Source organism: Vibrio sp. 2134-1 (genome assembly GCF_033339495.1).
Genome location: NZ_JAWOUS010000990.1, coordinates 1 through 511, shown reverse-complemented (window position 1 = coordinate 511; position 511 = coordinate 1). Strand labels below are relative to the sequence as shown.

1 protein-coding gene is annotated in these 511 nt (G+C 47.6%); it reads right to left on the bottom strand.

The window, feature by feature from the left end; genetic code table 11:
- Positions 1-510, bottom strand: a 510-nt coding sequence (locus R7R78_RS29640) for a LysR family transcriptional regulator (RefSeq protein ID WP_225475031.1), incomplete at its 3' end; no start/stop codon positions are given.
- Position 511 lies beyond the last annotated feature (1 nt).

The following is a 511-nucleotide window of genomic DNA, read 5'->3' as shown; positions in this document are numbered from 1 at the left end:
TTCTTTCCAAATTTTATGGCTACAAACTGGGTACAGCGTTTCAGCATAAAGCTTGACCGCCATATAGTTTCGTTTCGGTTTTTGCACAGTAATAAAGCAGTCGCCCACGCTATCCGTTTGCTCTGGATCGCCCGCGACCATATTGAGTGTGAGGTCAATTTCAGGATACAAGCGCTTAAAGTCTGCCAAACGTGGGATCAACCACTTCACCGCCAACGAGCTGTAAATCGCTAGGCGAATACTGCCTTTATCCCCTTCTCTCACCTTTTGGCTCGCCATCGCAATTGAACTAATAGCCGGGCTGATGTCTTCTAAATACCGCGCGCCCGTATCCGATAGTGAAAGCTTGCGACCTTGGCGAATAAAAAGCGATTCGCCCAAATAATCTTCAAGTAAACGAATCTGATGGCTCACCGCACTTTGCGTCACATTAAGCTCCTCGGCAGCAAGGGAGAAACTCAGATTTCTCGCAACAACTTCAAAACAGTGAACCGCTCGCAATGGTGGCAAT